18 protein-coding genes are annotated in these 18,656 nt (G+C 33.1%); 14 read left to right on the forward strand and 4 right to left on the reverse strand.

What is annotated here, in order from left to right:
* The first annotated feature begins 2 nt into the window (after positions 1-2).
* Positions 3-1,721: a phosphoenolpyruvate--protein phosphotransferase gene (ptsP, locus tag CM54_RS02360; RefSeq protein ID WP_002469960.1), complete on the forward strand. Its 1,719-nt coding sequence runs from the start codon at positions 3-5 to the stop codon at positions 1,719-1,721.
* A gap of 142 nt (positions 1,722-1,863) precedes the next feature.
* Here ptsP and CM54_RS02365 read toward each other — a convergent pair whose 3' ends face one another.
* Positions 1,864-2,106 (reverse strand): glutaredoxin family protein, encoded by a 243-nt coding sequence (locus CM54_RS02365; protein ID WP_037548686.1) that lies wholly within the window; start codon positions 2,104-2,106, stop codon positions 1,864-1,866.
* A 206-nt stretch (positions 2,107-2,312) separates the two neighbouring features.
* Between CM54_RS02365 and CM54_RS02370 the strand changes: the two genes are divergently transcribed.
* From CM54_RS02370 to CM54_RS02385, 4 genes are all read left to right on the forward strand, one after another.
* Positions 2,313-3,668 carry a cytochrome ubiquinol oxidase subunit I gene (locus CM54_RS02370; protein ID WP_037548688.1) on the forward strand — a complete coding sequence of 452 codons (1,356 nt, stop codon included), beginning with the start codon at positions 2,313-2,315 and terminating at the stop codon, positions 3,666-3,668.
* Positions 3,665-4,681: a cytochrome d ubiquinol oxidase subunit II gene (locus CM54_RS02375; protein WP_002435403.1), complete on the forward strand. Its 1,017-nt coding sequence runs from the start codon at positions 3,665-3,667 to the stop codon at positions 4,679-4,681. The genes CM54_RS02370 and CM54_RS02375 overlap by 4 nt, the downstream gene beginning before the upstream one ends.
* Positions 4,682-4,766: 85 nt before the next feature.
* Positions 4,767-5,426 (forward strand): potassium channel family protein, encoded by a 660-nt coding sequence (locus CM54_RS02380; RefSeq protein ID WP_002435479.1) that lies wholly within the window; start codon positions 4,767-4,769, stop codon positions 5,424-5,426.
* A 336-nt stretch (positions 5,427-5,762) separates the two neighbouring features.
* Positions 5,763-6,374, forward strand: coding sequence for a DsbA family protein (locus CM54_RS02385; RefSeq protein ID WP_037548690.1), 612 nt, complete (start codon positions 5,763-5,765; stop codon positions 6,372-6,374).
* A gap of 295 nt (positions 6,375-6,669) precedes the next feature.
* Here CM54_RS02385 and rnjA read toward each other — a convergent pair whose 3' ends face one another.
* The 3 genes from rnjA to def all read right to left on the reverse strand — a co-directional run bounded on the left by rnjA (position 6,670) and on the right by def (position 9,611).
* On the reverse strand, positions 6,670-8,409 hold the full coding sequence (gene rnjA / locus CM54_RS02395; protein WP_002435458.1) for a ribonuclease J1: 1,740 nt from the start codon (positions 8,407-8,409) through the stop codon (positions 6,670-6,672).
* Positions 8,409-8,627, reverse strand: coding sequence for a DNA-dependent RNA polymerase subunit epsilon (locus CM54_RS02400; RefSeq protein ID WP_002435438.1), 219 nt, complete (start codon positions 8,625-8,627; stop codon positions 8,409-8,411). The genes rnjA and CM54_RS02400 overlap by 1 nt, the downstream gene beginning before the upstream one ends.
* A 432-nt stretch (positions 8,628-9,059) precedes the next feature.
* Positions 9,060-9,611, reverse strand: a complete 552-nt coding sequence (gene def, locus CM54_RS02405; protein ID WP_023350468.1) for a peptide deformylase — start codon at positions 9,609-9,611, stop codon at positions 9,060-9,062.
* 216 nt (positions 9,612-9,827) lie between these two features.
* Here def and CM54_RS02410 point away from each other — a divergent pair, with 216 nt between their 5' ends.
* The 9 genes from CM54_RS02410 to CM54_RS02450 all read left to right on the forward strand — a co-directional run bounded on the left by CM54_RS02410 (position 9,828) and on the right by CM54_RS02450 (position 18,654).
* Positions 9,828-10,454: a YkyA family protein gene (locus tag CM54_RS02410; protein WP_023350467.1), complete on the forward strand. Its 627-nt coding sequence runs from the start codon at positions 9,828-9,830 to the stop codon at positions 10,452-10,454.
* Between the two features lie 171 nt (positions 10,455-10,625).
* Positions 10,626-11,738, forward strand: a complete 1,113-nt coding sequence (gene pdhA / locus CM54_RS02415) for a pyruvate dehydrogenase (acetyl-transferring) E1 component subunit alpha (protein WP_002435429.1) — start codon at positions 10,626-10,628, stop codon at positions 11,736-11,738.
* Between the two features lie 3 nt (positions 11,739-11,741).
* On the forward strand, positions 11,742-12,719 hold the full coding sequence (locus tag CM54_RS02420) for an alpha-ketoacid dehydrogenase subunit beta (RefSeq protein ID WP_002435445.1): 978 nt from the start codon (positions 11,742-11,744) through the stop codon (positions 12,717-12,719).
* Positions 12,720-12,868: 149 nt separating this feature from the next.
* Complete coding sequence (locus tag CM54_RS02425) at positions 12,869-14,194, forward strand: dihydrolipoamide acetyltransferase family protein (protein ID WP_002435418.1); 1,326 nt, start codon at positions 12,869-12,871, stop codon at positions 14,192-14,194.
* Positions 14,195-14,198: 4 nt separating this feature from the next.
* The gene (gene lpdA / locus CM54_RS02430) at positions 14,199-15,605 is read left to right on the forward strand and encodes a dihydrolipoyl dehydrogenase (RefSeq protein WP_002435425.1); all 1,407 of its coding nucleotides are present in this window, start codon (positions 14,199-14,201) and stop codon (positions 15,603-15,605) included.
* Between the two features lie 164 nt (positions 15,606-15,769).
* Complete coding sequence (locus tag CM54_RS02435; protein ID WP_002435331.1) at positions 15,770-16,045, forward strand: UPF0223 family protein; 276 nt, start codon at positions 15,770-15,772, stop codon at positions 16,043-16,045.
* A gap of 166 nt (positions 16,046-16,211) precedes the next feature.
* Entirely contained in the window at positions 16,212-16,751 is a 540-nt protein-coding gene (locus tag CM54_RS02440) for a helix-turn-helix domain-containing protein (RefSeq protein WP_002435290.1), read from the forward strand.
* A gap of 12 nt (positions 16,752-16,763) precedes the next feature.
* Positions 16,764-17,858 (forward strand): ABC transporter ATP-binding protein, encoded by a 1,095-nt coding sequence (locus CM54_RS02445; RefSeq protein WP_037548702.1) that lies wholly within the window; start codon positions 16,764-16,766, stop codon positions 17,856-17,858.
* On the forward strand, positions 17,851-18,654 hold the full coding sequence (locus CM54_RS02450; protein WP_037548704.1) for an ABC transporter permease: 804 nt from the start codon (positions 17,851-17,853) through the stop codon (positions 18,652-18,654). Before CM54_RS02445 ends, CM54_RS02450 begins: the two co-directional genes overlap by 8 nt.
* The last annotated feature ends 2 nt before the right edge of the window (positions 18,655-18,656 follow it).

Consider the following 18,656-nt stretch of genomic DNA (forward strand, 5'->3'; position numbering starts at 1 on the left):
TTATGTCTAACTTAATTAAAGGGATTGCTGCCTCTGATGGTGTAGCAATCGCAAAAGCTTACTTATTAGTAGAGCCAGATTTATCTTTTGACAGTAACGAACAGGTCACTGATGTAGAAGGCGAAGTTAATAAATTCAATAAAGCTATCGAAGCATCTAAAGTTGAATTAACTAAGATTAGAAATAATGCAGAAGTTCAATTAGGCGCTGATAAAGCAGCTATTTTTGATGCTCATTTATTAGTTCTAGATGATCCAGAATTAATTCAACCTATCCAAGATAAAATTAGAAATGATAAAGTTAATGCGGCTACAGCATTAAACGATGTGACAACTCAATTTGTTACTATTTTCGAATCTATGGATAATGAATACATGAAAGAACGTGCAGCAGATATTAGAGACGTTTCTAAACGTGTTTTAGCGCACATTCTAGGTGTAGAATTACCAAACCCAAGTATGATTGATGAAAGCGTTGTTATAATTGGTAACGATTTAACACCTTCAGATACTGCACAATTAAACAAGGAATTCGTCCAAGGCTTTGTAACTAACATCGGTGGTAGAACGAGCCACTCTGCAATAATGAGTCGTTCACTTGAAATTGCAGCAGTTGTAGGTACGCAAACTATCACTCAGCAAGTCAAACAAGGTGATATGATTGTTGTAGATGGAATTACAGGTGATGTAATTATCGATCCAACTGAAGACGAATTAATTGCTTATCAAAACAAACGTGAACGTTTCTTTGAAGATAAGAAGGAACTACAAAAATTACGTGACGCGGATACGGTAACTGTTGATGGTGTGCATGCTGAATTAGCAGCGAATATTGGTACGCCAAATGATTTACCAGGAGTTATTGAAAACGGTGCTCAAGGTATAGGTTTATACCGTACAGAATTCCTTTATATGGGAAGAGACCAAATGCCAACTGAGGAAGAACAATTTGAAGCCTACAAACAAGTACTAGAAACAATGGATGGTAAACGTGTTGTTGTACGTACTTTAGATATCGGTGGAGATAAAGAGCTTCCTTACTTAAATTTACCTGAAGAAATGAATCCATTCTTAGGTTATAGAGCAATTCGTTTATGTTTAGCTCAACAAGATATTTTCAGACCGCAATTACGTGCATTATTACGTGCATCTGCTTACGGTAAATTAAATATCATGTTCCCAATGGTTGCTACTATCAAAGAATTCCGTGATGCTAAAGCGATTCTTTTAGAAGAAAAGAAAAACCTTGAAAATGAAGGTTATGACATTTCTGACGATATCGAATTAGGTATCATGGTTGAAATTCCAGCAACTGCTGCATTAGCAGATGTCTTTGCGAAGGAAGTAGACTTCTTTAGTATCGGTACTAATGACTTAATTCAATACACACTAGCTGCTGATCGTATGTCAGAACGTGTATCTTATTTATATCAACCATATAATCCTTCTATTTTACGTCTTGTTAAGCAAGTAATAGAGGCTTCTCATAAAGAAGGTAAATGGACTGGTATGTGTGGTGAAATGGCCGGAGATGAAACAGCTATTCCATTATTACTAGGTTTAGGATTAGATGAGTTCTCAATGAGTGCAACTTCTATTCTTAAAGCTAGAAGACAAATTAATGGTTTAAGTAAAAATGAAATGGCTGAATTAGCTAATCGCGCTATTGAATGTGCTACACAAGAAGAAGTTATGGAATTAGTTAACAATAAGGCAAAATAATATAGCTTAATAATACAGCATGAGAGAGTGAATGCAACATTGCATTTACTCTCTTTTTAATCTGTAATTGAAATAAGCTGGCCTCAATTATTAAAAAATCACTCAACATCCTAGAAAAGATAATGTTGAGTGATTTTTATGACTAATTTTTACTATCTAAATTCAATGTAGAATTTATTTTGTCCATGTCTACACTATACATTGGTTCATTATTTAATAAAATAAAAGGCGTTGCAAATGCATCATAATCAATCATTTCATTACGATATTGATTATTTTTAATATTCTTTTCAATAAAATCAACGCCTTGCTCTGATAAATAATTTTTCACGTAAGTGCATGGTGGACAATCATCTTGGGTATAAATGACAATGTTCGAAGTCATATAGGTCGTCCTTTCATAAGTAATTCTCAAAATACTATATAGAAAAATGTTGAGAATTTCAAACATGTGAACATTATGTGTCTTGTCAAAAAATGTACATATAAATTTAAAGCAATTTAATTTTGTTCAAAGTCATGAGGTTTTATAATTTTAGACACTTGTGACTCCAATTATTAATAAAAATAGATAAAAAAGGTGATTTATATATGGATTCAGTTGAAATTAGCCGATTTCTCACTGGTATGACATTAGCAGTGCATATTATATTTGCCACAATCGGCGTGGGTATGCCTTTAATGTTTGCGATTGCAGAATTTATCGGTATTAGAAAGAATGATGCAAACTACATTGCATTAGCGAAAAGATGGTCAAAAGGGTACACAATTACAGTAGCCGTTGGAGTCGTGACAGGTACTATTATAGGCTTACAACTTTCGCTTGTGTGGCCAACATTTATGAAAATGGGTGGGCATGTTATTGCTTTACCTTTATTTATGGAAACTTTCGCTTTCTTCTTTGAAGCAATCTTCTTAAGTATTTATCTGTATACTTGGGATAGATTTAAAAATAAATGGACGCATTTTATTATTTCATTACCTGTAATTATTGGTGGTTCATTCTCGGCGTTTTTTATTACATCAGTTAACTCATTTATGAATACACCAGCAGGTTTTGAAATGAAAAGTGGACGCATGGTTAATGTACAACCATTAGAGGCAATGTTTAACTCCTCATTTATTGTCAGAGCATTCCATGTAGTAGCTACTGCTGGTATGACGATGGCATTTATATTGGCTGCAATAGCGGCGTTTAAATTATTACGTAATAAACATTCTGAAGATAAAACTTATCATAAAAAAGCATTGAAAATGACAATGATAGTTGGTTTCTTATCAACGATATTATCAATGGTAGCTGGAGATCTTTCCGCTAAATTCTTGCACAAAGTGCAACCAGAAAAACTAGCTGCTTACGAGTGGCATTATGATACTCAATCACATGCTAACTTAGTATTCTTTGGTGTGCTCAATGAGAAGACACATGAAGTAACTGGTGCTATTGAGATTCCGGGATTACTTAGTTTCTTAGCAGATGACAGTTTCAAAACAAAAGTTAAAGGATTAACTGATTTTCCTAAAAATGATTTACCACCTATGATTGTTCATTATTTCTTTGATTTAATGGTTTCTATGGGTGTGTTCTGTTTCATTATTTCAGGACTATATATGTTAATTTTATTCTTCAAGAAATTACGTAAATTTAAAGTTAATAAAGCTATGCTATATGCAATACTTTTAACTGGCCCAGCCTCATTACTTGCAATAGAATTTGGTTGGTTCTTAACTGAAATGGGTCGTCAACCTTGGATCATTAGAGGTTATATGCGTGTGTCTCAAGCTGCTACACAAGCAGGTGGTATCACGTTAGTTACGATTCTCTTCGGTATATTGTATCTCGTGCTTATGGTAACAGCAGCTTATGTACTTATTCGTATGTATCGAAATAAACCTGCTTATCAAGATGTAGACAAAGTGATTGAAGAAAGAGGTGGAACAAAATGATTTACGCATATATTGGGATAACAGTATTATGGATATTTTTATTTTGTTACATCATCGTAGCATCAATTGACTTTGGTGCTGGATTTTTCGCTTTACATTCTAGAATTACTGGTGAAGAGAAGAAGATCAATCACTTAATTCATCGTTATCTTAATCCAGTGTGGGAAGTTACAAATGTTTTCTTCGTCTTTTTCTTCGTTGGATTTATTGGGTTCTTCCCTGATTCTGCAAAGTATTTGGGAACCGTTTTATTAGTTCCAGGTTCAATAGCATTAATTCTTATCTCCATTAGAAGTAGTTTTTATGCTTTTGAAAATTACGGACAAGATACGAAGTTACCATGGATAGTGCTCTATGGTTTTACAGGATTACTTATTCCAGCATCATTAGCTACTGCACTAACTATCTCGGAAGGTGGATATATTAGGGAACATGGGTCTCATATAGATTTGAACTGGGTACAGTTACTATTAAGTCCATTTGCCTGGTCTGTGGTATTCTTGGCTATCATTTCGGTTCTATATATTTCTTCAGGTTTCTTAACATTTTATGCTAGTAAAGCGAAAGATAAACCTGCATACCACTTAACAAGACAATGGCATATTTTCTGGGGCCCGCCTATGATTGTTATTTCATTGTTTGTATTTTTATCTTTAAGAATACAAAATGCAGATCATTTCAATAATGCTGTATTTAACTATTGGTGGATGTTTGTAATCAGTTTTATCTTCTTTTTAATTGCAGGTGTATTAACGATTCTTAAGAAAAATCATGGATTAGCGTTTATCATGGTCATATTACAGATGTTCTTTGCATTCTTTGGCTATGGTATGAGTAAATTGCCATTTTTATTACATCCATTTGTGAAAATCACAAGTTCTCATGTTAACCCAGAAATGGGATTAGCATTAGTTATAGCCTTTATTTTAGGTTTACTTTTATTAATTCCATCGTTAATATTATTATTAAGATTATTTGTATTCGATAAAGAGTACGTAGAAGGAAAGAAATAATATAACCTTTGAGTATAAGGGGAGATATGTTGATATATTTTATCATCAAACTCTCTTTTTCTCTTTTATTTAATGGAGGACGCATATGGATAAAGAATACGTCGTTATTGGACTAGGTCGTTTTGGTGGCAGTATTGTTAGAGAACTTAACGCTTTAGATATGGATGTCATGGCAATTGATAATGATGAAAATCGTGTTAATGAATATAGTGATATCGCAACACATGCAGTTGTAGCTGATACGACTGATGAAGCGGTCATGAAAAGTTTAGGTATACGTAACTTTGATCATGTCATTGTGGCCATTGGTGAAAACATTCAATCAAGTACGTTAACTACTTTAATTTTAAAAGAGTTAGGTGTTAAAAAGGTAACTGCAAAAGCACAAAACGACTACCATGCTAAAATATTAAATAAAATAGGTGCAGACACTGTCGTTCACCCAGAACGTGATATGGGTAGACGTATAGCGCATAATGTAGCAAGTGCGAGTGTATTAGATTATTTAGAACTTGCTGATGAGCATTCAATTGTAGAGCTTAAAGCGACTGAAAAAATGGCTGGACAGACTATAATTAATTTAGACATCCGAGCACAATATGGCATAAATATCATTGCAATTAAACGAGCGAAAGAATTTATCGTTTCCCCAGATCCGAATCTTAGTATAGAGATTGGTGATATTTTAATCATGATTGGTCATGATAATGATTTAGGTCGTTTCGAGAAAAATATAGCTAAATAATTGGTGATGATAAATTAAGATATACGTTTTTTCTTTTAGCTTATAAATGAATTGAGTTAAAATTCATTTATAAGCTTTTTCTGTATAGAATTATTTAATTGAGTCGGTTATACCCATCATACAATTTAATGTTAATCTATACATAAAAAAATAATAAAGCTTCAATCAATTTAAAAACAAAATAAAATATGAAATATTGTGATTGATTAAATCTATAATTTATTAAGTTTTGCGTAAACACTTGAGAAATAGAATATATCAATTAGGGAAGATAACAAAAATTTTAAAACAATGATGTTAACATTAAATTTGAAAAAATTAATAAGGAGAGTGGATATGTGTAAATTTGTTTTAAAATGCACATCATTGTTAGTAATTGTTTTGTTATTATGTAGTTGTTCGAACATAAAAAATGGCTCATTTAATAATCATTCAAACCGCACTAAATGCATAACAATTTATGGTGATTACAAATGTGCCTATTGTAAAAAAATTGAAAATACTATCGTTCCTAAATTGAAAAAAGATTATATAAAAAAAGACAAAGCGGAAGTTAATTTTGTTAATCTCGGTTTCTTAGGTAAAGACTCTATAAAAGCTGGACGAGCAGCATTAGCAGTCAAACTCATATCTGATAAAGAGTATTTAAAATTTAATCACTTAATTTTTAACGAACAACCTAAAAATAGCCATAAAACTTGGATTACTAATAGATTATTAGATAAGCAAATAGATAAACTTAACTTGAATGATGAAGAAATAAAAAAAGTTAAGAAAATGTATAAAGAAAAAGATAGTAAAGCATGGGAAATGGCTAATGATGATAAAAAAGTTGCTAAAAAGAAAAAAGTTAAGAAAGTTCCTTTAGTATACATAAATGGTGAAAAAGTAAAAAACCCATATAAATATAAAGAATATCAACGCATATTAGATAAAAAGACATCGTAAAAATATATACTCATGCAACAACTAGAGTGAAAACTAAAGGAGTAAAAAAATGTTAATTAAAAACAAGCTATATATACTTAGTATTATCACACTCATGATTATAGACATTATCTTAATTAATAATGATAATGTCATCAAAAGCCCAATTGGTTACAGACTTATTTATTTAATTATGTTTATTTCATTTCTAATGATTGTAATAGGAACTACTGTTAGAAAGAGAAATAAATAAAAGGCAAGGACATGTGTCCTTGCCTTAAATATTTAAACAGATAAATTTTATAAGTTAAAAATGTTATTTAGACTCATTTTTATCTTGTTTGTTATTTTTCTTATTAGAAGGTTTATTGTTACCTTTATCTTCATTCACTTTCATAATTACTGGTAAAATCATCGGTCTACGAGCTGTCTTTTCATATAGATAAGGTTGAAGTGTTTCAATAATTGATGATTTAATCTGATGCCATTGAATATCTTTGTTACCATTTAATTTAGATATCACGTCTGTTTTAATTTTACGTTGTGCGTCATAAATAAGTTGACCGGATTCGCGCATATAAACAAAGCCACGTGAAATGATATCAGGTCCTGATAATAACTTATTAGTATTAAAATCGATACTTACAACAACAATGACTAAACCTTCTTCAGAAAGTAGTTTACGATCTCTAATAACTACATTTCCGATATCTCCAATACCGCTACCGTCTACTAACACATTACCTGATGGGATTCTTCCAGCTTTACGAGCTGAATCATGTGTTAAAGCTAAGACATCACCGATATCGAAAATGAATACATTATCCTCATCTACACCGCATTCAACACCCGTTTGACCATGTGCTTTCAACATACGATATTCACCATGAATAGGTAAGAAATACTTAGGTTGAATTAAACGTAGCATCAATTGTTGGTCACCTTGTGAACCATGACCTGACGTGTGAATATTTGAAATCTTACTGTGAATGACATCCGCACCAGCTTTATATAAAGCATTTATAGTGCGATTGATACTTTTAGTGTTACCTGGAATAGGAGATGAACTGAATACAACAGTATCTTCAGGTATAATTTTGATTTGTTTATGTGTACCATTTGCAATTCTTGATAATGCAGCCATTGGTTCACCTTGTGAACCAGTACAAAGAATTAACAATTCGTGTTTAGGTATATTGTTAATTTTATTAGGTTCAACAAATGTTTCAGGTGGTGCTTTAATATATCCAAGCTCCATACCAATTTTTATGTTATTTTCCATTGAACGACCAAAAGTAACGATTTTACGATTATATTTTATCGCTGCTTCAACTGCTTGTTGTACACGATAAATATTAGATGCGAAGGTCGCAAAAATGATACGGCCTTTGCAATTTCTAAAAATCTTATCAACGTTTTGTCCAACTTCACGTTCGCTAAGTGTAAAATCAGGTACTAGTGAATTTGTTGAGTCAGATAATAAACATAGTACGCCTTCTTCTCCCAGTTTAGCCATTTTAGCTATATTAGCTGGCTCTCCAACTGGAGTGAAATCAAACTTAAAGTCACCAGTATGAACAATTTTACCTTCTGGTGTATCAACGATAACTCCGTATGCTTCAGGAATACTATGAGTAGTTAAATAGAATGATATTTCAAAATGCTTAGATTTTATAACACTACTCTCATCAATTTCATGTAACTCAGTAGTTCTAAGTAAATGATGTTCTTCTAATTTATTGCGTATGAGACCTAATGCTAATGGACCACCGTAAATAGGTACATTAATTTGTTTTAATAGGAAGGGCACACCACCTATATGGTCTTCGTGTCCATGAGTAATAAACAGACCTACAATTTTGTCTTGGTTCTGTTCTAAGTAAGTGTAGTCAGGAATAACATAATCTATTCCTAGTAAGTTATCATCTGGGAATTTAATACCTGCATCAATGATAACAATTTCATTCTTGTACTCGATGGCGTAGGTATTTTTACCAACTTCACCTAAACCACCAAGTGCATACACACCTACTTCATTAGAATGTAATTGCTTCATTATTCAGCATTCTCCACATTGAAGTGAGTTGAGTGTTCTTTCTCATAGTCTAAATGTGCGCCCTCTAATTTAGTAATAAACTCAATATTATAATTACGATCTTTCAAATAACGTCGAACCTGTTCTTCAGTTTGTCCTTCAACATAAATTGTTTGAGTGTTCTCACGAACGATGACTTCGTCTTTATTATGTTGATAAAATACTTTAAATACTGCCATTTTATATATTTCCTCCTAGAATAATTTCCATAATTTATTTACGACCCTAGTCATTAATACTCGGGTTATTAAAGAATATTCATGCATACAATTAAGTCTTCAATAATCTAGTGTTCTAATATTTTATTTAGAAACATACCAGCTCAATCTAAACTTTAATATATATGTTCGTTTAATTTCACTGCCCAGTATGTTTTCTAGGGTAATAGTGTCGTTCCTAATTAGAAATTAGTATTGATATACTAAGATTTCAGTTAAGTTATATTTTACATGATGTATTTGAATAAATAAAGCAGTTTTATCTTACTAATTATTGAGTCATACGTATTATTATATATAGTAATATTTTTATTTTGAAAAATAAAAAATACACTTCATCAAGCGTGATAAGTTATCAACTTGATAAAGTGTATATAAGTTTAATAATTTTACTTAAACTTCGACTGCATCGTCGTGAGGTTTAAGTGGTTCATTAGCGTCAATATAATCATAAAACATAACGCCATTTAAATGATCAATTTCGTGTTGAAACACAATTGCTGGATAGCCTTTTAATCTTAGTTTAACTTCATTACCGTCTATATCTTGAGCTTTAATTGTCACTCTATTATGACGGTGTACTAATCCTGGAATGTTTTCGTCAACACTCAAACAACCTTCGCCAGTTGGTAGATAAGCTTCCTGCACACTGTAGCTCATAACTTTAGGATTGACGAGCATATAATCATAAGATTTTCCATTACCATCGTCTGGTAAATAAACTGCTATCATTCTTTTAGCCACATCAATTTGTGGAGCTGCCAAACCAACGCCAGAACGTAATCCATAACGTTTTGCAGTTTCTTCATCTTGACTATTAATTAAAAACTCTCGCATAGAGCGTAAAGTTTCTTTATCTTCTTCAGAAAGAGGGAAACTTAATTCTTTAGCCTTCTCACGAAGCGTTGGATGACCGTCTCTAATAATATCTTTCATAGTTAACATGTCATACACCTTCCTTAAGTAATAATATATCAGATACTATAGAGATTAGTACATTAATAGGTATTTGATTTTGAATGAAGGTTTTATATTATATGTGGAACAGACACTTTAGACTATTCCATTTAGCTTCAATGAATCGTTTTATTAGTGTATATTGATTTATGAACAATAATTATTTAATATTACAAGCGAACAACTATGAGGAGGTAACAGTTAATGAAGTTCGGTAAAACTGTCGCAATTGTCCTAACGTCAACAGTGTTATTAGCTGGATGTACAACTGACAAAAAAGAAATTAAAAAATATGACAACCAAGTTCAAAAAGCTTTTGACCAAGAAAAATCAGTAAATAGTACTAGTAAAAAAATAAATGATTTAGAAGAAAAGAAACAAAAATTATTTAAAAAAGTAAATGGTAAAGATCAGAATACAAGAAAACAAGCTGCAGAAGATATCGTAAAAAATGTAGAGAAGCGTCAAAAAGAATTTAAAAACGAAGAACAAGCATTGAATAATTCTGAAAAAGAATTTAAAAAAGCTAAACAGTATATGAATCATATTGATAACTCGGCTAAGAAAAAAGAAGTAACTCAACTTAATGATGCACTCAAAGAAAAATACGAAGCACATGATGCATATGCAAAGGCTTACAAAAAAGCTTTAAACAAAGAAAAAGAACTGTTTACATTCTTGAACCAAGATGGTGCTACACAATCAGAAGTAGACAGTAAATCTAAAGATTTATCAAAAGCATATAAAGATATGAATAAAAAATTCAATACCTACTCAAAAGCGATGAGAAAGGTTACTCAAGAGAAACAAGACGTAGATCAATTAAAATAAATTATCAGACTGATACAGTTGTGCGGAAAGTACTATAACAGACCGTGCAACTGTATCTTTTTCTATTGAAACAGAACTTTATGAAATCGTTTAACAGGAAAAATCATTTGTGATACAATTAGGGAGGATAAAATGAATTTCTATTTACATGGGAAAGGTATGGTGAATTGAATGGCTCCTAAGTTACAAGCCCAATTCGATGCAGTTAAAGTATTAAATGAAACTCAATCGAAATTTGAAATGGTTCAAATTTTGGATGAGGATGGTAATGTCGTAAATGAAGACTTAGTACCTGATTTAACAGATGAACAATTAGTAGAATTAATGGAAAGAATGGTATGGACGCGTATTCTTGACCAACGTTCTATCTCATTAAACAGACAAGGACGTTTAGGTTTCTATGCACCTACAGCAGGTCAAGAAGCATCTCAACTTGCTTCACAATATGCTTTAGAAAAAGAAGACTTCATCCTACCTGGTTATCGTGATGTTCCTCAAATTATTTGGCATGGTTTACCACTTACAGAAGCTTTCTTATTCTCTAGAGGACACTTCAAAGGTAACCAATTCCCTGAAGGCGTTAATGCACTAAGTCCACAAATTATTATCGGTGCTCAATATGTACAAACAGCTGGAGTAGCATTCGGTCTTAAAAAACGTGGTAAAAACGCAGTAGCAATTACTTATACTGGTGATGGTGGTTCTTCACAAGGTGACTTCTATGAAGGTATCAACTTTGCATCAGCGTATAAAGCGCCTGCTATTTTTGTAATTCAAAATAATAATTACGCTATTTCAACACCACGTAGTAAACAAACTGCTGCAACAACATTAGCTCAAAAAGCTATCGCAGTTGGTGTACCAGGTATTCAAGTAGATGGTATGGATGCTTTAGCTGTATATCAAGCTACATTAGAAGCGCGTGAAAGAGCTGTTGCAGGTGAAGGTCCAACAGTAATTGAAACATTAACTTATCGTTATGGACCACATACAATGGCTGGTGATGATCCAACTCGTTACAGAACCTCAGATGAAGACGCAGAGTGGGAGAAAAAAGACCCATTAGTACGTTTTAGAAAATATTTAGAAGCAAAAGGTCTTTGGAATGAAGATAAAGAAAATGAAGTCATTGAACGTGCTAAATCTGAAATTAAAACAGCTATTAAAGAGGCTGACAATACAGACAAACAAACTGTTACTTCTCTAATGGATATTATGTATGAAGATATGCCTCAAAATTTATCAGAACAATATGAAATTTACAAAGAGAAGGAGTCGAAGTAAGCCATGGCACAAATGACAATGGTTCAAGCGATTAACGACGCGCTTAAAAGTGAACTTAAAAGAGACGAAGACGTTTTAGTTTTCGGTGAAGACGTTGGTGTTAACGGCGGTGTATTCCGTGTTACTGAAGGTTTACAAAAAGAATTTGGTGAAGATCGAGTATTTGACACACCATTAGCGGAATCTGGTATTGGTGGTTTAGCGTTAGGATTAGCTGTAACAGGTTATCGCCCAGTTATGGAAATCCAATTCTTAGGATTCGTATTTGAAGTATTTGACGAAGTTGCAGGTCAAATTGCTCGTACACGTTTCCGTTCAGGCGGGTCTAAACCAGCACCAGTTACTATTCGTGCACCATTTGGTGGTGGAGTACACACTCCAGAATTACACGCCGATAATTTAGAAGGTATCTTAGCACAATCACCTGGTTTAAAAGTGATTATTCCATCTGGGCCATATGATGCGAAAGGCTTATTAATTTCAGCAATTCAAAGTAATGACCCTGTTGTCTACTTAGAACATATGAAATTGTATCGTTCTTTCCGTGAAGAGGTACCGGAAGAAGAATATACAATTGACATTGGTAAAGCTAATGTTAAAAAAGAAGGTAATGATATATCTCTAATTGCGTACGGTGCTATGGTTCAAGAATCTATCAAAGCAGCTGAAGAGCTTGAAAAAGATGGATACTCTGTCGAAGTCATCGACTTACGTACAGTTCAACCAATTGACATTGATACATTAGTTGCATCAGTAGAAAAAACTGGTCGTGCAGTAGTTGTTCAAGAAGCACAACGCCAAGCTGGTGTAGGTGCACAGGTTGCTGCAGAATTAGCTGAGCGTGCAATTCTTTCATTAGAAGCACCTATCGCTCGTGTAGCTGCAGCTGATACTGTATATCCATTCACTCAAGCTGAGAATGTTTGGTTACCAAACAAAAATGACATCGTTGAACAAGCTAAAGCTACATTAGAGTTCTAATTTAAACTCATTAATAAATTAAGTAGCTAACTTTAGCAATGAGTAATGAATAAGTGTAAACTAGGTTGTAAGGGCTTCCTTAACTTGCAACTTTAGTATATAAGTATTTGAAATGATTTGATTAAGTAAAATCTTAGGAGGACAAGAACGTGGCATTTGAATTTAGATTACCCGATATCGGGGAAGGTATCCACGAAGGTGAAATTGTAAAATGGTTTGTTAAAGCTGGAGATACCATCGAAGAAGATGATGTCTTAGCAGAAGTGCAAAACGACAAATCTGTAGTAGAAATCCCATCGCCTGTTAGCGGAACTGTTGAAGAAGTTTTAGTAGATGAAGGAACTGTTGCAGTAGTAGGTGACGTTATTGTAAAAATTGATGCTCCTGATGCTGAAGAAATGCAATTTAAAGGTAGCCATAGTGATGACTCTTCTAAACAAGAAGAGAAACAAGAAGAAGCACCAGCTGAAAAAGAATCAACTTCATCATCACAATCTCAGGAAGCTTCAACAGCTTCTACTCAAGAAGCAGAAGTTGATGAGAATAAAACAGTTAAGGCTATGCCTTCTGTACGTAAATACGCTCGTGAGAATGGTGTAAACATTAAAGCTGTTACAGGCTCTGGTAAAAACGGACGTATTACAAAAGAAGACGTAGACGCATACTTAAATGGTGGAAGCACTGATTCAGCTTCTAACGAAAGTGCAGCTGCATCATCTACAGGTAGTGAAGAAACTAGTGCTTCAGCTAGTCAATCAGTACCAGAAGGTGACTTCCCAGAAACAACTGAGAAAATCCCTGCTATGCGTAAAGCAATTGCTAAAGCAATGGTTAACTCAAAACATACAGCACCTCATGTTACATTAATGGATGAAATTGATGTACAAGAATTATGGGATCACCGTAAAAAATTCAAAGAAATTGCAGCTGAACAAGGTACTAAACTAACGTTCTTACCATATGTTGTTAAGGCTTTAGTTTCTGCACTTAAAAAATATCCAGCACTTAACACTTCATTTAATGAAGAAGCTGGCGAAGTTGTACACAAACATTATTGGAATATCGGTATCGCAGCTGACACAGATAAAGGTTTATTAGTTCCTGTTGTTAAACATGCGGATCGTAAATCAATCTTCGAAATTTCAGATGAAATCAATGAACTTGCAGTTAAAGCTCGTGACGGTAAATTGACTTCAGATGAAATGAAAGGTGCAACTTGTACAATCAGTAATATCGGTTCAGCTGGTGGACAATGGTTCACTCCAGTTATCAATCACCCAGAAGTAGCCATCTTAGGAATTGGCCGTATTGCTCAAAAACCTATTGTTAAGGATGGAGAAATTATAGCAGCTCCAGTATTAGCGTTATCACTAAGCTTTGACCACAGACAAATTGATGGCGCAACTGGTCAAAATGCTATGAATCACATTAAACGTTTATTAAATAATCCAGAACTATTATTAATGGAGGGGTAAAAACATGGTAGTTGGAGATTTCCCAATTGAAACAGATACTATTGTAATCGGAGCAGGTCCTGGCGGATACGTTGCAGCAATTCGTGCAGCGCAATTAGGACAAAAAGTAACAATCGTTGAGAAAGGTAATTTAGGTGGTGTGTGCTTAAACGTTGGTTGTATTCCATCTAAAGCATTATTACACGCGTCTCATCGTTTTGTTGAAGCGCAACATTCAGAAAACTTAGGGGTTATTGCTGAAAGCGTGTCTTTAAACTACGAGAAAGTTCAAGAATTCAAATCATCAGTAGTAAATAAATTAACTGGTGGTGTTGAAGGATTATTAAAAGGTAACAAAGTTGAAATCGTTAAAGGTGAAGCATACTTTGTTGATAATAATAGCCTTCGCGTTATGGACGAAAAAAGTGCTCAAACTTACAATTTCAAACATGCTATTATCGCAACTGGTTCTAGACCAATTGAAATTCCTAATTTTGAATTTGGTGAGCGTGTTATCGATTCAACTGGCGCTTTAAATTTACAAGAAGTTCCAGGTAAACTTGTTGTTGTTGGTGGCGGTTATATCGGCTCTGAATTAGGTACAGCATTTGCTAACTTCGGTTCAGAAGTAACAATCCTTGAAGGTGCTAAAGACATCTTAGGTGGATTCGAAAAACAAATGACTCAACCAGTTAAAAAAGGCATGAAAGAAAAAGGTATCGAAATTGTCACTGAAGCTATGGCTAAATCTGCTGAAGAAACTGACAATGGCGTTAAAGTTACGTATGAAGCAAATGGTGAAGAACAAACTATTGAAGCTGACTACGTATTAGTTACTGTAGGACGTCGTCCAAACACTGATGAATTAGGCTTAGAGGAATTAGGTCTTAAATTCGCAGATCGTGGTTTATTAGAAGTAGATAAACAAAGCCGTACTTCTATTGAGAATATCTTTGCAATTGGTGATATCGTTCCTGGTTTACCACTTGCACATAAAGCAAGTTACGAAGCTAAAGTAGCTGCTGAAGCAATTGATGGTCAAGCTGCTGAAGTTGATTACATTGGTATGCCTGCAGTATGCTTCACTGAACCAGAATTAGCTCAAGTAGGTTACACTGAGGCTCAAGCGAAAGAAGAAGGTTTATCAATTAAAGCTTCTAAATTCCCATATGCAGCTAATGGACGTGCGTTATCATTAGATGATACTAATGGTTTTGTTAAATTAATTACACTTAAAGAAGATGATACTTTAATTGGTGCTCAAGTTGTTGGTACTGGCGCATCTGATATCATCTCTGAATTAGGTTTAGCAATTGAATCAGGTATGAATGCAGAAGATATCGCATTAACTGTTCATGCTCACCCAACTTTAGGTGAAATGTCAATGGAAGCTGCTGAAAAAGCAATTGGTTATCCAATCCATACTATGTAATTATTAAACCTTAATCACAATAGTTAAAGATTAATCATTATATACTGCTGAGACTCGTCATGTGCGGGTCTCAGCTTTTTTAATTATTTTTTGTATCGGTTGTTTTATAAAAATGGCTCCGATACACTGTACTTACATAATTATTACAGGAGGTTATTAAGACAATGGAATATCAATATCCTTTAGATTTAGATTGGACGAATGAAGAAATGATGCAAGTCATTCATTTTTTTAATAAAATTGAAAATTACTATGAATCTTCTGTTAAAGGTGAAGATGTAAAAAAAGCTTATAAAAAATTTAAAGACATTGTACCTGGCAAAGCTGAAGAAAAACAAATCTTTAAAGAATTTGAAAATAAAAGCGGATATAATAGTTATAAAGTTGTTCAAGAGGTAAATAAATATCCTGAACAGCAGAGATTTGGTAAAGAATCTTAATTGATTTTAGATACACTTATTATCTAAAAATTTATACTTACTTGTTTTCTAAAACAATTGAATAAAACTATTGCTTACAAAGCTATATTCTGTTACTTTTATAAAGCACTAAACAAAATGTTTGATATTAGTAAACTTAATGTAGCTTTTTTAGGTGGTTAAAAATATGGATATAGGATATAAATTAAGAAATTTAAGACGTATTAAAAATTTTACTCAGGAAGAACTTGCTGAACGTACGGATTTGTCAAAAGGGTATATCTCTCAGATTGAGAGTCAACATGCGTCTCCAAGTATAGAGACGTTTTTAAACATTTTAGAAGTTCTTGGGACATCAGCTAGTGACTTTTTTCAAGAGCGCCCAAGTGAGAAAGTGTTATATAAAAAGAAAGATCAAATTACATATGATGAATACGATCGGGGTTATATTCTAAATTGGCTAGTTACAGATTCAAATGAATTTGAAATGGAACCATTGATCCTTACATTGAAACCTGGAGCATCCTATAAAAATTTTAAACCATCTGAGTCAGACACGTTTATATACTGCTTAGAAGGTGAAGTGTCATTGCTACTTGGTAATCAAACTTATAAAGCGAGTACTGAAGATGTACTTTATTTTAAGGCGAGAGATAAACATCGCTTATACAATGAAACTCATGAAGAAGTGAAAATATTAATTGTTGCCACAGCTTCATATTTATAGGGAGGAATGTTTATGAATCCGTTACTTTCATTCAAATCTGTAAGTAAAGGCTTTGATGATGTACAAATTTTAGATGAAATTGATTTAGATATTGAATCAGGTTATTTTTATACATTATTAGGACCTTCTGGCTGTGGAAAAACAACAATATTAAAGTTGATTGCTGGGTTCGAGTATCCTGACAGTGGAGAAGTGATATACCAAAATAAACCTATCGGAAAGTTACCCCCAAATAAACGTAAAGTAAATACAGTATTCCAAGATTATGCGCTCTTTCCACATCTTAACGTTTATGACAATATTGCCTATGGCTTAAAATTAAAAAAATTAAGCAAGTCTGAGATAGATGAAAAGGTCATAGAAGCTTTAAAACTAGTGAAGTTACAAGGTTATGAACAACGACAAATTGAAGGCATGAGTGGGGGACAAAAACAACGTGTAGCGATTGCTCGAGCGATAGTAAACGAACCTGAAATACTTTTACTTGATGAATCATTATCTGCATTAGATTTAAAATTGCGTACGGAAATGCAATATGAGTTACGTGAACTTCAATCTCGTTTAGGAATCACTTTCATATTTGTGACCCATGATCAAGAAGAGGCTTTAGCATTAAGTGATTATATCTTTGTTATGAAAGATGGGAAAATTCAACAGTTTGGTACGCCTATTGATATATATGATGAACCAGTTAATCGTTATGTCGCTGATTTTATTGGTGAATCAAATATCGTTGAAGGAAGAATGGTTAAAGATTTCGTGGTGAATATTTATGGTCAAAACTTTGAATGTGTAGATATGGGGATACCTGAAAATAAAAAAGTAGAAGTTGTAATTAGACCAGAAGACATATCACTCATTGATAAAGAACAAGGACTTTTTAAAGCAACTGTAGATTCAATGCTATTTAGAGGTGTACATTACGAAATTTGTTGTATTGATAGAAAAGGCTACGAATGGGTTATTCAATCTACTAAGAAAGCTGAAGTTGGAAGTGAAGTAGGTCTATTCTTTGAACCAGAAGCAATTCATATTATGGTACCTGGTGAAACTGAGGAAGAATTTGATAAGCGTATAGAGAGTTATGAGGATGTAGACCATGCGTAATATCAATAAATTACTACTTGTTCCATATTTATTATGGATGGTTATTTTTATTATTATACCTGTAATTTTACTTGTTTATTTCTCATTCACAGACGTGCATGGTCATTTTAGTTTTACAAATTATGAACAAATTTTTTCGTTGCGCTATTTTAAAATGTTTGCGGATTCCATATGGTATGCATTTCTAATCACTCTCATTACTTTATTGATCAGTTATCCAGCAGCATACTTTATTGCTCAATCTAGATTTCAGAATATATTACTAATGGTAATGATTATTCCAACGTGGATTAATTTACTTCTGAAGACCTATGCTTTTATAGGGTTATTAAGTCATGATGGTATTATAAATCAAGCACTTCATGTCTTTCACTTACCAGTATTTAATATGCTTTTCACAAGTGGAGCGTTTTTATTAGTTGCAAGTTATATTTATATCCCATTTATGATTTTGCCTATATTCAATAGTATGAAAGCAATACCTAATAACTTATTACAAGCCTCTAGTGATTTAGGTGCTAGTCCGTTAATTACTTTCAGAAAGGTCATCATTCCTTTAACTAAAGAGGGAGTAATGACGGGGATTCAAGTGACTTTTATACCTGCGTTATCACTATTCATGATTACGCGATTGATTGCAGGTAATAAAGTTATTAATATAGGTACATCGATTGAAGAGCAATTTCTAACAATTCAAAATTACGGTATGGGCTCTACCATTGCGTTATTCCTAATTATGTTTATGGCCTTTATCTTAATCTTAACTAAATCTAAGTCATCTAATGGGAAGGGGTGAAC

This window comes from Staphylococcus sp. TE8 (assembly GCF_000692055.1).
Taxonomy (GTDB): Bacteria; Bacillota; Bacilli; order Staphylococcales; family Staphylococcaceae; genus Staphylococcus; species Staphylococcus capitis.

Bases quoted from the DNA above. Each gene is read 5' to 3' on its own strand.
- CM54_RS02370 (WP_037548688.1), top strand. From the start codon at position 2,313: ATGGATTCAGTTGAAATTAGCCGATTTCTCACTGGTATGACATTAGCA.
- def (WP_023350468.1), bottom strand. From the start codon at position 9,611: ATGTTAACTATGAAAGATATTATTAGAGACGGTCATCCAACGCTTCGT.
- CM54_RS02400 (WP_002435438.1), bottom strand. From the start codon at position 8,627: ATGGCAGTATTTAAAGTATTTTATCAACATAATAAAGACGAAGTCATC.
- CM54_RS02365 (WP_037548686.1), bottom strand. From the start codon at position 2,106: ATGACTTCGAACATTGTCATTTATACCCAAGATGATTGTCCACCATGC.
- CM54_RS02435 (WP_002435331.1), top strand. From the start codon at position 15,770: ATGGAATATCAATATCCTTTAGATTTAGATTGGACGAATGAAGAAATG.
- rnjA (WP_002435458.1), bottom strand. From the start codon at position 8,409: ATGAAGCAATTACATTCTAATGAAGTAGGTGTGTATGCACTTGGTGGT.
- CM54_RS02375 (WP_002435403.1), top strand. From the start codon at position 3,665: ATGATTTACGCATATATTGGGATAACAGTATTATGGATATTTTTATTT.
- CM54_RS02420 (WP_002435445.1), top strand. From the start codon at position 11,742: ATGGCACAAATGACAATGGTTCAAGCGATTAACGACGCGCTTAAAAGT.
- CM54_RS02445 (WP_037548702.1), top strand. From the start codon at position 16,764: ATGAATCCGTTACTTTCATTCAAATCTGTAAGTAAAGGCTTTGATGAT.
- ptsP (WP_002469960.1), top strand. From the start codon at position 3: ATGTCTAACTTAATTAAAGGGATTGCTGCCTCTGATGGTGTAGCAATC.
- CM54_RS02385 (WP_037548690.1), top strand. From the start codon at position 5,763: ATGTGTAAATTTGTTTTAAAATGCACATCATTGTTAGTAATTGTTTTG.
- CM54_RS02450 (WP_037548704.1), top strand. From the start codon at position 17,851: ATGCGTAATATCAATAAATTACTACTTGTTCCATATTTATTATGGATG.
- CM54_RS02440 (WP_002435290.1), top strand. From the start codon at position 16,212: ATGGATATAGGATATAAATTAAGAAATTTAAGACGTATTAAAAATTTT.
- CM54_RS02410 (WP_023350467.1), top strand. From the start codon at position 9,828: ATGAAGTTCGGTAAAACTGTCGCAATTGTCCTAACGTCAACAGTGTTA.
- lpdA (WP_002435425.1), top strand. From the start codon at position 14,199: ATGGTAGTTGGAGATTTCCCAATTGAAACAGATACTATTGTAATCGGA.
- CM54_RS02380 (WP_002435479.1), top strand. From the start codon at position 4,767: ATGGATAAAGAATACGTCGTTATTGGACTAGGTCGTTTTGGTGGCAGT.
- pdhA (WP_002435429.1), top strand. From the start codon at position 10,626: ATGGCTCCTAAGTTACAAGCCCAATTCGATGCAGTTAAAGTATTAAAT.